The sequence below is a fragment of the Marinifilum breve genome, assembly GCF_003202155.1.
Taxonomy (GTDB): domain Bacteria; phylum Bacteroidota; class Bacteroidia; order Bacteroidales; family Marinifilaceae; genus Marinifilum; species Marinifilum breve.
Genome location: NZ_QFLI01000003.1, coordinates 473362 through 487750 on the forward strand (window position 1 = coordinate 473362; position 14389 = coordinate 487750).

Annotated in this window: 10 protein-coding genes; 3 read left to right on the plus strand and 7 right to left on the minus strand. The window is 38.4% G+C overall.

Going from position 1 to position 14389, the window contains the following annotated elements; genetic code table 11:
- Positions 1-123: 123 nt before the first annotated feature.
- Positions 124-915 carry a gluconate 5-dehydrogenase gene (locus DF185_RS09585; protein ID WP_165835993.1) on the minus strand — a complete coding sequence of 264 codons (792 nt, stop codon included), beginning with the start codon at positions 913-915 and terminating at the stop codon, positions 124-126.
- Between the two features lie 35 nt (positions 916-950).
- Positions 951-1793, minus strand: a complete 843-nt coding sequence (gene kduI, locus DF185_RS09590; protein ID WP_110360519.1) for a 5-dehydro-4-deoxy-D-glucuronate isomerase — start codon at positions 1791-1793, stop codon at positions 951-953.
- 324 nt (positions 1794-2117) lie between these two features.
- Here kduI and DF185_RS09595 point away from each other — a divergent pair, with 324 nt between their 5' ends.
- Positions 2118-3140 (plus strand): LacI family DNA-binding transcriptional regulator, encoded by a 1023-nt coding sequence (locus tag DF185_RS09595; protein ID WP_110360520.1) that lies wholly within the window; start codon positions 2118-2120, stop codon positions 3138-3140.
- A 379-nt stretch (positions 3141-3519) separates the two neighbouring features.
- Here DF185_RS09595 and DF185_RS09600 read toward each other — a convergent pair whose 3' ends face one another.
- From DF185_RS09600 to DF185_RS09620, 5 genes are all read right to left on the minus strand, one after another.
- Positions 3520-4875: a TolC family protein gene (locus DF185_RS09600; protein WP_110360521.1), complete on the minus strand. Its 1356-nt coding sequence runs from the start codon at positions 4873-4875 to the stop codon at positions 3520-3522.
- 24 nt (positions 4876-4899) lie between these two features.
- Complete coding sequence (locus DF185_RS09605) at positions 4900-5670, minus strand: Clp protease/crotonase-like domain-containing protein (RefSeq protein ID WP_133250012.1); 771 nt, start codon at positions 5668-5670, stop codon at positions 4900-4902.
- Between the two features lie 121 nt (positions 5671-5791).
- The gene (locus DF185_RS09610; RefSeq protein WP_110360523.1) at positions 5792-8830 is read right to left on the minus strand and encodes an efflux RND transporter permease subunit; all 3039 of its coding nucleotides are present in this window, start codon (positions 8828-8830) and stop codon (positions 5792-5794) included.
- Positions 8831-8866: 36 nt separating this feature from the next.
- Positions 8867-9943 carry an efflux RND transporter periplasmic adaptor subunit gene (locus DF185_RS09615; protein WP_110360524.1) on the minus strand — a complete coding sequence of 359 codons (1077 nt, stop codon included), beginning with the start codon at positions 9941-9943 and terminating at the stop codon, positions 8867-8869.
- Between the two features lie 165 nt (positions 9944-10108).
- Complete coding sequence (locus tag DF185_RS09620; protein ID WP_110360525.1) at positions 10109-10675, minus strand: TetR/AcrR family transcriptional regulator; 567 nt, start codon at positions 10673-10675, stop codon at positions 10109-10111.
- A gap of 541 nt (positions 10676-11216) precedes the next feature.
- Here DF185_RS09620 and DF185_RS09625 point away from each other — a divergent pair.
- Together DF185_RS09625 and DF185_RS09630 are read left to right on the plus strand one after the other, a co-directional pair.
- Positions 11217-11912, plus strand: a complete 696-nt coding sequence (locus DF185_RS09625) for a DNA-binding domain-containing protein (RefSeq protein WP_110360526.1) — start codon at positions 11217-11219, stop codon at positions 11910-11912.
- A 906-nt stretch (positions 11913-12818) separates the two neighbouring features.
- Positions 12819-14228 carry a M64 family metallopeptidase gene (locus DF185_RS09630; protein WP_110360527.1) on the plus strand — a complete coding sequence of 470 codons (1410 nt, stop codon included), beginning with the start codon at positions 12819-12821 and terminating at the stop codon, positions 14226-14228.
- Positions 14229-14389: the final 161 nt, after the last annotated feature.

Below are 14389 nucleotides of genomic sequence, written 5' to 3' on the forward strand. Positions count from 1 at the left end.
TATAAAAGAGAATTTATAGCCAATCGGCAAACTAAAAAAGGAAAGGAAGAGTTATGGGTTCACTCCCCAGCAACGCCATTATTTATTCACACTTCCTTTCCATATTGTACACAACTTTACTAACTATTCTTCGTTCGAAGGTTTTCCAATGGTAGCAAGAATACCACCATCAACATACACCACATGTCCATTAACAAAGTCTGATGCTTTTGAAGCAAGGAATACCGCTGTACCACCTAAATCTTCCGGATCGCCCCAGCGAGCTGCTGGCGTACGGTTAATGATAAATTCGTTAAATGGGTGACCATCAACACGAATTGGTGCTGTTTGAGAAGTAGCAAAATAACCAGGACCAATTCCATTGGTTTGGATTCCATATTTTGCCCATTCTGTTGCCATATTTCTGGTCAACATTTTCAATCCACCTTTTGCCGATGCATAAGCACAAACATCATTACGTCCCAATTCACTCATCATTGAGCAAATGTTAATGATTTTACCTTCACGACGCTCAATCATTCTTCTACCAACGTATTTACCCATGATGAAAGGACCAACCAAGTCAATATCAATTACCTGACGGTAGTCTTTTACTTCCATATCCTGCATAGGAACACGCTTGATGATACCAGCGTTATTTACAAGAATTCCAATAGGACCAACCTCATCTTCGATTTGTGCAACACCAGCTTTTACCGCCTCTTCATCAGTAACATCAAAAATGTAACCGTGCATTTCAATGCCTTTTTCAGCATAAGCTGCTTTACCTCGTTCCAAAGCATCTGGCGAAATATCATTTACAACAATTTTCGCACCTGCTTCTGCTAAAGCGGTTGCAATGGCCATACCAATACCATGAGTAGCACCAGTAACCAATGCAACCTTTCCTTCTAACCTAAATAAATCTAAAATCATAACAACTACTATATAATTAATAACACAACAACTTCTTAACGCAATTCGTCTGGCTGACAGATATCCATATCACCATAGTCAAGGTTTTCACCTCCCATACCCCAGATAAAAGTGTAGTTACTTGTACCCGCAGCCGAGTGAATCGACCATGTTGGAGAGAAAACAGCTTCTTCGTTCCCCATCCACAAGTGACGAGTTTCTTTTGGTTCTCCCATAAAGTGACAGATTGCCTGACCTTTTGGCACTTCGAAATAGAAGTAAGCTTCCATTCTTCTGCTATGCGTATGAGCTGGCATGGTATTCCATACACTACCTGGGTGCAACTCGGTCATCCCCATTTGCAATTGATTGGTTTTAATGGTATCTGAAACAATCAACTTGTTCAATGTTCTTCTGTTCGAATTTTCCGGCTCACCCAATTCAATGATAATCGCATCTTCACGTCCAATTTTCACTGTTGGAAATACTTCGTGAGCAGGAGCTGAGTTCATGTAGAAATGAGCTGGTGCTTCAGCATTTTCACTGCTGAATAAGATTTCCTTCTTTCCTTTTCCTACATACAAAGCTTCTTTATAGTCTAGCTCGTATACTTCACCGTCAACCGAAACACTTCCTTTTCCACCTACATTAACAATTCCAAGCTCTCTTCTTTCCAAGAAATACTCCGCCTTTAATGGATCAATGCTTTCTAACTTTAATGTTTCCTTTACAGGTACTGCACCACCAACAATCAAACGATCGTACTGTGAGTAAGTTAGATTAACATTACCTTCTTCCATGATATTCTGCACCAAATACTCATCTCTTAAACGATTGGTATCGTAGCTTTTAGCATCCGCTGGATGGGTAGCATATCTTTCTTCGTATTTCAATCCCATTGCTAACTATTTTTATAATTTGAAAAATTTTAATCGAGTAATGTGACCTGTTTTATCACCTCTCGATGGATACAAAGAAAGAAAATGCAATTGAATTGTGCAATCGATTGTCTTATTATTCTTCATTTTTACTTTTTTAAATCGATATCGAAACATATCCAAAAAGCAATAAACATCTACTTTACAAGAACTTTAGATAGTATGATATTTTTTTAAAATTTAAATTTAATCCGCGCAATCGATTACCTTTTATTTGACACTTTTAGGCTATTTATAAAAATTAATTGCATCTTTGCAGCGTGAATTAATACCTCTATAATCAAAATGAAGAACGAGAATAACGTTACCATACACGATATTGCCAAAGCATTAAACATCTCCGGATCAACCGTATCCAGAGCTCTTAATGACAATGCGCGCATCAGCGAAAAGACAAAAAAGGCAGTAAAAGACATGGCAAAACAATTGGGTTATCAACCCAATGCGCTTGCATCTAACTTGCGCACAAGTTGCACAAATACCATTGGTGTGATTATTCCCAGAATCAGTCGTTACTTCTTCTCTTCTGCAATTACTGGTATTGAGGAGCTTGCACGCGAAAAAGGATATAACGTTATCATTTGTCAATCCAATGATTTGGAGGAAAGAGAATCCGATTGTGTACAAACACTTTTTGCTTCGAGGGTAGATGGAGTAATTTCTTCAGTAGCATTGAAAGCCGAAAACTATGACCACTACAAAACCTTCACAAACAGAAATATACCGCTTGTGTTTTTTGATAGAGTTGTAGATGAATTGGAAACAAGCAAGGTGGTAGTAGATGATTTCAAAGGAGGATTTATTGCTGCCGAACATCTTATTTCAAAAGGGTGCAAACGAATTGCACACATTAGCGGACCGCAACATTTGAATATATACATCAATCGTCTTCAAGGCTTTTTAAAAGCAATGCGCAAACACCATATCGTGGTTAATGAAGAATTAATCATTGAAAGTCCATTGACAAGGGAAGACGGTTTGAGATGTGCAAAAACCCTTTTGGAGTCAGACAATCCACCTGATGCTATATTTGCAGGCAATGATACAACTGCCCTAAGCATTATTCTTTACGCCAAAGAAAAAGGGATTAAGATACCTGAAGAGGTAGCGGTAGTTGGATTCAGTAATGAACCATTCTCGGAATACCTTAGTCCATCTTTAACCACGGTAGAGCAATCGGGTTTTGATGTGGGAACTAAGGCAACTGAACTATTATTGGATATCATCCAGAATAAAACCGGCAACAAACAGGAAACCATTGTACTTCCTGTTAATTTAATTGAGCGTGAGTCTTCGGGCAAGAAATAGGAATATCGAATTTACACTGAGGTATCACTCAATAAAAACACCCTTAAATCAATGATTTAAGGGTGTTTTTATTTCACATTATTCACACGTAAAGGGCAATTACAGTTTTTACCTTACACTATAATTAGAAGACAGGTTGGTTACTACATCAACATCCCACTATAAGCCATATATAGTATTAGAAAATAGTTTAATTCCCACAAGTTAAACCATCCTCAAAGACACCCTTGACATTAAAAGAAATCATACATTCACACTACATATTTGGCAAGAGTAACCAACCCGTCTAATCCCACTATCTTTTACCACAAAGGCATACACAAGAATTACGACTCTTATTCCTATAGAACTGTTTTTCCTGCATAAAACCATTTGCGAATTACTGCAATCTTAGATCTCCAATTGCCTTATAATATTTTGCTTCATTAGTTTTTACTTCAGCTTTTGCATTGATGTAATCGGCATGTGATGATTGCCATTGCAACTGAGCATCCAACAATTCTCTTGTTGTAGATACCCCTTCCATCAAACGGTTGGATTCCAATTTTAAATTTTCATTAGCTTGCTCCAATGAAGTCGATGTAAAATCCAATTTCACCAAAGATTCTTTTAACCTGAAAATGGCCTGTCTGATTTCCAAAGTGATCATTTCAGAACTCTCATCAAGCTCCAGTTCTGCTTTCTGAATCGCCATTTTATTTTGAACTTTCTTTAATTTTTTCTCCCCCCAATGGAATACTGGTATACTTAAACTTACACCTGCATTAAAGGTAAATTCATTCTCTTGTTTAGCGTATCGATTAGGATTTTGGGACACATAGTTTGCATAGGATACAATCTGTGGCAAATACTCGGAATTCACCATTTTTTTCTCAACCCTTGACATTTCGAGTTGATTGTTTAGCAACTTAATCTCAGGTCTGTTTCCCAAGTGTGTTTCATTAAAAGTAATAGCAGACAGATGACCTGGGATATTGATAATGGAATCCTGAATCTGTATTGATGACAAGATACCATTCCCAATTCTTTGGTTTAAGCTCATCTTGGCCAACTCCAAGTTATTAGAAACTTCAATCAATGCCAGTTTGGAATTGTTTAGCTCAACCTGTGTCTTTAAAACTTCATTTTTTGTAACAATTCCGGTTTCATACCTGTTACGAACCTCCTTCAATACATCAGTTAAAAGAACAATAGATTTCTGTACAACATCCTTTTGCTCCTGAAGCGAAACTACACCCCAGTATTTGGTTTCCACATCCACCATCAGTTCAGATTTTGTCAAATCAACATTATCCTCAGCCATTGCCTTTCCTAATGATGACAACTTATTGGCATGTCTTAATTTCCCACCCATGTAAATTGGCAAATTCATTCCAATACTTGCTGAGTAGGAATTATTATAGGCAAGATTCGAAGAGCTTCCAGGTGAATATACCCCACTTGGTTTACCATCAACTGTTGGCAATTCATAACCAGGCACTACCATTTTATTTGGATCCTTCAAATAAGTATAGGAAGATGATAAGTCAAATGTTGGCAACATTGATCTTTTACTCAATGTTAAAGCTGCCTCGCTTGACTTCAAATCAGACAAAGCAGTTTTCACTGATTGGTTATGTTCCAATGCTTTTTGTTTGCAGTCTTGAAGCGTTAATACTTCTTGTGCATTTATTTTGAAAATCGTCAATAATCCCAATAAAAGAACCATTGAAATCTTTAATATGATATTATTCATAAGTTTATTTTCATCGGATTGTTACTACTTGATGCGAAATATGTGTTGGTCGTTTGAATTCTTCCTTTTTCGAATACAGCTTAATAGAAAGTTGTTCTCTTTTTGAAGGTACATGTCTAACTTCTTCATTCTGGACTGTTCAATCATTTTCACAGCTTCGAACTCTACGTAATCGAACTTACTGTAGCGCATAGCCATATTAAACACCCTTTCCTTTAAATCTTCCTGAGCAATGGCTTCGTCTGCAATATGTTTTTGAAGTAAATCGGACGAGTGCACCTTATCGTTCTGGAAAAGTATTTTTATAGGATTTACATACATCAAACTAGACTCGACAAATGTTGCACCTCCTTTGGGAATATTCACAAAGTTATAGTTGTCGTTATCTATGTAAAAATCACGCGAAACAATCCTTAGGTCCGAAGCCATACTCAAGCTAAACAGCATTGTGTTTACCGGTTTGGAGTAAACTGAAAAAACAACCATATGCATGGATTTAATTTTCAGCAGCAATTGATTAAAGGTTCTGAATATTCGTAAAATATTGCCCTCATAATTAGTAGCTTCATATAAAGCATTCCACTTCTCTTTGTATTTCTCTAAGCTAAAATTCGGGTGATTATTACTTATAACCAGCGTTTTGATCTCCTCACTATCGTTTACTTCGTCAAGAAATTCCAATAGTTGACTTCTATGATCGAAGGTTTCCTGTTCCAATATCAAATTGTAATCCAAATGGAGAACCATTATTCTCTCGTTTTGCTCGGAATAGAAATATTTAGAATTTACATTCATCTGTCTTTATTTTTTTGAGTTGCCAGGTGGTTCCGATAACTATCGAAACCACGATGAGTTGAGGTTGCCAATAAGGTTTAAGCATGCGCCTCATAACATCTTACTCGTGACAACAGTTCAATTATTCAACCTTAATTCCATAAAAGATAACATACAGCAGAGGCACCACAACCAAAGTAAGAACTGTGGCAAACAACAATCCGAAGATGATGGTAATGGCCATTGATCCATACATGGCATCAGAAATAATTGGCAGCATCCCCAATATGGTTGTAACAGCAGCCAATGCCACCGGACGCAAACGGCTGATTGCAGCACTAATCACTGCTGGAAATGGTTGCATCCCTTCAGCGTTTAGGTTCAGATTGATCTGATCCATCAATACAATGGCATTTTTCAGCACCATACCAATCAATCCCAGGAATCCAACAATGGCCATAAAACCAAATGGATTATTGGTGACATATAGCCCAATTCCAACGCCAATAACCGACAAAGGAATAATGGCAACAACCACCATAGATTGGCGCACACTATTAAACAACATTACGATAATAAATACCATCATCAACATGGCAAGAGGGAAGAATTTTCCCATACCTTCCTGTGATTCTTTAGAGGTTTTATACTCCCCATCCCACATAAAACTGTAACCTGCTGGCAATGGAATGGCTTCAATCTGATCTTTAACTTTGCTCAAAAGAGTTGCACCTGTCATTTCCGGATCAACAGGATCACACTGCACGGTGATGGCACGTTGACGGTTGTAACGCTTAATTACACTATTTTCCCATGTTAGTGTAATGCTATCAACCACCTCTTTTAATGGCACCGAATAAGATCCGGTTTGCGACCATATACTGGTATTTTCAATGGCATCGATACTGTTCTTCGATTCCTGATCAACCTTTAACATCACTGGTAATTTCTCCTCATTCTCACGATACAAACCAATTCCCAAACCAGTACTGGTTAATTGTTGAATGGCATTTCCCAAGTCGTTTCTTGAGATTCCTGCTCGCGATCCCTTAACATCAGAATAATGAGGAGCCCAGGTTAATGCTTTATTTCTCCAATCATCGCAAATATCTCCACACTCAGGCGTATTGTGCATGATGCCTTTGGCTTGTTCGGCCAAATCTCTTAAAACTGCAGGATCAGGACCAATAAAACGCCCTTCTACCTTATAAGCAATAGGAGGTCCGGCAATGTACTTTTTCACCCTTACTCTTGCCTGAGGATAATTCGCCATAAAATGCTTTGTAAGCTTAGGAACGATATCATCAGTCTCTTCCGGGCTATGGGTTTCAACCATTAACTGACCAAAACTGGTATTGTAATTTTGGGCATGAGCCATCAGTAAATAACGAGGTGGAGTTTGACTAATGCTGGTGATCACATTCACTACCTCAGGGTAATTCTCAAACAACTCCTTTTCGGCTTGGGCCAAATCATCTTCAACACTCTTTACCGAACTCCCCTCAGGTAACCAATAGTCAACCACGAAATAAGATTTCTCCATTGCCATAAAGAATGCTTGCTTCAGGTTTGAAAATGCAAACAATGAAATGGCCAGGAACAAAATTACTGTAGCCAAGGACAACCATCTTAATTTTAAAACTTTAATCAGGAATCCTTTAAATATCTGGTAAAACTTACTATCGTAAGGATCTTTAATTTCCTTAGGTGCTTTCAGGAACCTTTCGTTGGTTAAGGCCGTTTGAGTCATTGCAAAAAACCAACTTAGGGTAAGCGAGATGGCAAGCACAAGAAATAAGTCTCTACAGATTTCCCCTGCATTGTTAGGCGCCAAAAACACAGGCAAGAAAGCCAATATGGCAATCAGGGTAGCACCCAATAGAGGAAGCGAAGTGGAACTGGAAATGTTTACAATCGCCTTTCGCCTATTCATCCCTTTTTGCAAAGACACCAAAGCTCCATCGGTTACTACAATGGCATTGTCAACCAACATCCCCATGGCAATAATAATTGCTGCCAATGAAGTACGGTGAAGACTAATATCCATGGAGTTCATCACAATTAGAGTTCCTAAAATAGAGAATATCAATCCACTTCCGATTAGCAAACCAGATTGCCATCCCATAAACAAGAGCAATACCACCACAACAATGGCTACCGATGTAATCAGATTCACAATAAAACCATCGTTGGCATTTTCAACCTCTTGGGCTTCGTTGTAAATGGATGATATCTCGATTCCCAAAGGCAAATTAGGTCGTATGATATCCAACTGGGCATTCAAATTTTCGGCCAGCGTTAATACATTCCCTCCTTTGGTCGTAGATACTGCCAAACCAATGGCATTTTGCTTGTTTCTTTTCATTAAACCTCGAGCAGGTTCCAAAAAAGACTTCTTAATCTCAACCACATCTTTTAAGCGAAACTGCTCATTGCCAACCTGAACAATGGTATTCTTAATCTCTTCCAGATTCTTAAAGGCATCATTTCCCGAAACCCTGATGTATCGATCGTTAATTTCAATATTACCTGCAGCGGCAATTTGAGCTTGCGAATTAAAAGCTTGTGCTATAATCCCCGGATTGATCCCTAATTCCGATTTCTTCGATTCCTTAATGATGACATCAACTACTTCGGTACGGTTTCCAAAGAGTGAAATTTTCCCCACCTGATCAACAGGCAACAACTCTTGCTTGATGTATTGCGCATAGTCGTTCAGTTCTTCGTAAGTAAAACCATCACCAGTTATGGCATAAAACATTCCATACACATCACCATAATCATCGACCACCTGAGGAGCATGAGCTCCCGAAGGCAAGCCACCTTCAGCATCTTTAAGCTTTTTACGCAGAATGTCCCAAACCTGAGGCATTCCATCGTTACGTAACTTTTCTTCGTAATCTATTTCTACAATGGAAAGACCGGCGTACGAGCTAGAAGATATCTCATCTATATTGTCCATACTTTGAGCTGCTCGTTCTATTACTTCGGTAACCTCTTGCTCTACTTCATGCGGCGAAGCTCCCGGATATTGCGTAATAACCAAAGCTGTTTTGATGGTAAACACCGAATCTTCCAATTTACCAATGGTAAAGTAAGACGAGATACCACCTACCAAGACAAGAAGCAACAAGAAGTACATTACTACCTTGTTCTTTAGTGAATATTCTGTTAAACTCATTATTATATCCTATTTAAATTTAAAGCTTGGATAGCATTATAATTTGTTACCTACATTGGTCTTTGAAAAGCCTTTGTACTTTTTTACTTTAGTTCCTTCCGATAAGAAATTCACTCCGGAACACACAATGTTTTCTCCGCCATTTAATCCTTTCTTAATCTGGATCATATCATCACCAACAATTTTACCTCTAAGCACTTCTTTTGAAGAAACCGTGTTTGTACTTTCATTAAAAAGCCACACGTAGGTTTTATTCTTTTTGCTATAAATACTGGTAATAGGAATTTCCAAACTGGATGAAATATTGTCCGTGTCAATGATCTCCAAATGAGTAGTCATTCCGGCGCGCAAACTCACATTATCAGGAGCATCAATCAGGATGGAAATCGGATAAGACTGTTTCGACATACTGGTTTTGTGCCCTACTTCTTTTAAATTACCCGCAACTCTAATTTTCTGATTGCCCAAATCGATTAAACAGGCATATTGCGTATTATCGTTTATCTTCGACAAATCCTCCAAAGAGATCCAGGCCTTTACTTCAAACTTCGACAGATCGATAAAGGAAACAATGGCCTGTCCTGGATTTACCTCCTCGTAATTGTTCACAAATACATCACTGATATAGCCCGAGAACGGAGCTTTCAATTCGGTATCTTCCAAGGCATTCTTAGCCGATTCGTAAGCTGTTTTGGCAGCCGTATAATTCGATTCCATCTGGTCGTATGTACTGGCAGATACACTCTCTTTCTCCAAAAGAGTTTTGTAGCGCTTGTATTCGGCACTTGCCAGTTTGTAGGCTGCCTGTGTAGACTCTACTGCAATTTTATAATCACGCGGATCGACCTTGGCAATCACCTGTCCTTTTTGCACATAGTCACCAATTACATCGTTTAGCTTAACCAACGGCCCCTTTACACGAAAAGCCAGTTTGGTTTCTCTTTTTTCGTTAATGCTTGCCGGTACAGTAGTTGCATTCTTATTGCTAGTACCCACAGCTGTCTTAAACACTTTAACCGCTCGTACATATTCCTTCTCTTTGACCTTTTCTTTGCAGCCAACAAAAATCAACATTCCTAACAGCAAATAGCTGATTCCCTTTAAATACCTCATTGCTTATTACTTATTGAATTATTTACTGATTTACTCTCTTACTATTATTTTCGTCTCATGTAAACTACTCTAGTTTCTTTGGTTTACTTTTCCTCAAAAAATATAGCTTCCTATGCTTACCCAAGGCACTTAAGAAGCCTAAATGTTATTTATTATGAATTGATTCTACTTTCTTATAGAGCTAAAGAAAAAATCCAACTGACGCTTTGTTGTGGTTCTAAATTCACTTACATCTCTATATTTAATCACATTAAAATTCATTAATGCATACAACATGTCTTTTATAATGGTAGCATCAGCATTATCCCTTAGCAATCCCAACTGTATTCCTTTTTCAAAAAATCGAACCATGCCTTCGTGGTGCTTATGCAGTCTCTCATCAATCATTAGAGATATTCGAGGATATTCCGTACGGATATTCTCAGAAGTAACCAATATAATTTCATTCACACTGTTTACAATCTGAGTCGATAAACCATCAAGCAGCGTGTAGTATTCTTCATCTTGTTCGATGAATTTCTTCACACCTCCTAATTTCTGATTAAAATTATCCTCATAGCATTTGTACAGCAAGTCCTCTTTATTTCCTATGATTTTATAAAGAGTTCTTTTCGACATGCCACACTCTTTGGCCAAATCATCCATGTTCCATCCTTTAATTCCATAACGAGTTAGCAGATTTAAAGCACTTTCATAAACAACTTTCTCTATATTTTCGTCTCCAATTTTCATCAAAAGTATACTAATTACCTATTTTTGGTTTACCGGGTGTAAAAGTAGACTTGTTTTTCAAACCAAACAAGTCATTTTAGATAATTTAACAATTCGAGTCACAAAGAAGTCAACTTTCCCTTTACATGCATCATTCATTTTGTAGTCTTCGAAAGAGAATGAACTCAAGCAGCTCTTTATTTTCCTGTTTTTGAACAAAGCAGATCCCATACAAATGAATAAAGTGAAGATCAAGATCCGCTTTTTAAACTCATTCTAAATTAATACAAATAAATTATAAGCTAAATACAAGGTGATCTTTACTAAAAATCCGCTGAAAACATAAACAAACATTACACTTCAGCGTAAATATCACAATTTAAATAAGTAAGGCAATATTACCTGTTAACAACGATTATTTTTTAAAAGAGGGTTTGTAGCTAATTTAATTTTTTCTAGCTTTATTATTGATAAGAAAAGCCTCGCAGTCTTTTGAACAAACTTTGGACCGTTTACAACATCAGACTGCGGGCTAGTATTCACAGGTAAATATACAAATATTATGACATTACCTTTTTACTTGCGTAGAAATCCTCTCACCCAGCGTGATGATGATTTTTCGGCGCAAACTTTGGTTTTCGAAACTTCCGAATTCGAAGCCATTGTTTCCAAAGCCGTAAAACGCCACTCCTCCTTAAACGAAGTTGATACCACCTTAGCTGTAAATGCTGTGTTCGAACAGGTTTATGAAGAGCTATTGGCAGGCAACAATGTTATTACACCCATGTGTAATATTCGTTTAAGCATTGCAGGTGTTTTTGATGCGGACCATATGGATTTCGATCCGGAGTATCACAAAGTCAATATGAACTTTACTCCTGGTATCAATTTTAGAAATTTAGCACAGGAAGTGAAGCTGAAGAAAATTACAGCTTCCGACGTGCTGCCTAAAATTGATGGATTCGAAGATTCGGAAAGCGAGAGCAAAAACGAAAAGATTACCCCAGGCAAGGGCGGTATTGTGAAAGGATCCAAGCTAAAATTGAACAAGGACAAAGCCGAAGAAGGTTTGTTCTTTATTGCAGCCGACGATACCGAGCACAAGGTAACAACCTACATGCGCAACATGCCTTCTGAACTGATCTTTTCAATTCCCGATGGCTTAACGGCTGGAAAGTACCGTTTAGAAATTCGTACTTACTTGGAAGGGAAAACACTACGTACTGGACAGTTAGACTATGAATTGACCGTAGATTAATCGCTTCCATTTACTCAGGAAACTCTCCGAAGCTCTTTTTTCGGGGAGTTTTTTTTATGCCCGTTATGCTTAAAATGGCCTTCTTACAAAACATAGTATACTTCTGGTTGGAAATTTAGTATGCTTCTAGTCGAAGACTTAGTATGCTTCTGGTCCGACTCTAAGTATGCTTCTGGTCGGAGACTTAGTATGCTTCTTCTTGGACACTTAGTATACTAAGTTTTTGATTTTGACTTTTTATTGCTCTGGGCAGCAGGGAAATTCTTCTCATCTATCTTACAATTTATCACCCTTGCTACCGTACGAATCAAAGTTCGATAAAATCAAGACTGAAAGTTTTGGAGCATCAGCAAAGGGCAACGCCCTTTGATCGCAATTGTATAAAACCCCAAAGCCCTGAAGGGGCGCAAGCTCACGCCCCTTCAGGGCTATTCATTATTTTATTTGAAAAGTAGGGCGCTGCCCTACTCTAGTGCTTGCGCCTTTTCAAGGCTTACTGTAAATGACTTTGGTCTCACCACTCCACTCTACCACACGTAACAAATTCAATAAAATCAATCCTCTCGTAGAGCTATAAAACTAAAGCGTAACTCCTACGGAGTATTAACCAGTTAGATGAATGGAAGTTACAATACTTTATGTCCTACGGACAAATTAAAGTGGTGAACATACCGCGTAGCGGTTAAAGGATTGTAATCCGCATGATACGATTTTAATTTTCCCTGTAGGGGATAAACCAATGCGATACAACTCTTATTGCCAATGCATTATAGAATACACAAACTAAACTTGCCTGGCAAGTAAGCCAACAAGAGATTTTTCTCAATCATGACATTCAACATCTTTCCTATCAGCGATATTCTTTATCTTGTGCGTGAAAATAAACACTAACAAAAACTAGATATCATGAAAAAACTTACTGCATTTGCTTTGCTATTGGTAAGCATCACCTTTGCAGCACAAGCTCAATATGCTGAGTATTTTACGAACGCTACCATGCGTTTGGATTACAATCATATTGGTAATGCCAACGAAGAACACTTTGCTTTCGACCAAATGGTGAACGATGGCGAGTGGGCCGGAAGTAAAACTGCCTTATTGGATGAACTAAACCTAGGCAAGTACTTCTTCGAGATTAAAGATCCTAAAACTGGTAAATTGCTATACTCTAGAGGTTTCTCGAGCATTTACGGCGAGTGGGAAACTACTCCAGATGCAGAAAAAGAATGGGGATCATTTCACGAATCGGTACGTTTTCCTTGGCCTAAGCAAGAGGTGGAATTAACCATCTTGAAAAGAAACATCAAAAATGGTTTCGATCCGGTTTGGACGTACATGGTAAATCCTAAGCATCACCGTTCATTCCGTGCTGAGGTGAAAAACCATTACACCACTCACGATATTGTTGTAAACGGAAATCCTGAAAAGCAAGTGGATATTGTAGTATTGGGCGAAGGATATGCAAAGGAAGACATGCCGAAGTTCAAGAAAGATGCGGAACGTTTTGCTGAGGTTCTTTTAAGCACTGAGCCTTTTGCCAAGTATAAAAACAAATTCTCAATTAGAGCGGTAGAAACACCTTCTCCTGATTCTGGTGTAAACCATCCTCATCAGGACATTCATACTCGTTCGGCTCTATCTGTAACCTACGGTGCTTTCGGTTCGGAACGCTACGCTTTGGGCTACGACAACAAAACCATTAGAGATGCTTCGGCGGCTGTTCCTTACGAGTTTACGGCAATTCTAATGAACGATTCGATTTATGGTGGTGGCGGTATCTACAACTTGTACATTACTGCTGCGGTTGACAATGCTTTCCAGGAGTATTTGTTTGTTCACGAGTTTGGTCATCACTTTGCCGATTTGGCAGATGAGTATTACACGTCGGCAACTGCTTACGAAATGGATGCTGAACATTTGGAGCCATGGGAGCTAAACGTTACTGCCAATACCGATCCGGAAACCATAAAGTGGAAAGATATTGTAACTCCGGGTACTCCAATTCCTACGCCTTGGGAAAAGGAAAAGTACGACAAGCATAGCATTGAAGTACAGAAAAAGCGTGTAGAAATGCGCAAGGCCAAGGTAGAAGAAAAGGTTATGGAAGACTTTTTTATCAAGAAGCGTGAGTGGGATGATAAACTATTATCGAATATGGAACACAGTGGTAAAGTAGGTGCTTTTGAAGGTGCTCAGTACAAATCGAAAGGTTTGTATCGTTCCGCTGCCAACTGTATCATGTTTACACGTCATAATCAGTTTTGTCCGGCTTGCCAGAGAGCGGTTAAGCTGATTATTGATCAAACTACGAAATAAAAACCTCATCCCCTAACCCCTTCTTTCCGATTCTCGGAACAGGCTCTAAAGGCGAAGGGGAATTGTCTGCAACAAATGTGGGTTTGGAGTTCTCTTCCCCTCGCAGAGAAAGATAGGTTGAGGTAAGAACAAAACGGCTGTAAGTTTTATACTTGCAGCCG